A 276-nucleotide genomic window follows, 5' to 3' on the forward strand; every position below is an offset into this window, starting at 1 on the left:
TGCACGATTATTTATCATCAGGATAAGGATACCCTATGAAAACGCTTAGAACCCCCGATTCATACTTTGCCAACCTACTCGATTACGATTTTGCGCCGAACTATCTCATGGTTGATGATGGTGAAGGCGGTGAACTGCGCGTACATTACCTCGATGAAGGTCCAAAAGACGCTGAGCCTATACTGTTGCTACATGGCGAGCCTTCGTGGTGTTATCTTTATCGCAAAATGATACCGATATTGACCGCCGCAGGATATCGCGTTATTGCTCCAGACC

At 46.4% G+C, this 276-nt stretch carries 1 pseudogene; it reads left to right on the forward strand.

The annotated features are described in order from the left end of the window. Nucleotides 1-35: 35 nt before the first annotated feature. Nucleotides 36-276, forward strand: a pseudogene (locus tag AAEZ03_RS27205) (haloalkane dehalogenase); the annotation flags it as partial.

Source organism: Pseudomonas sp. HY2-MNA-CIBAN-0224 (genome assembly GCF_040310285.1).
Classification (GTDB): domain Bacteria; phylum Pseudomonadota; class Gammaproteobacteria; order Pseudomonadales; family Pseudomonadaceae; genus Aquipseudomonas; species Aquipseudomonas helleri.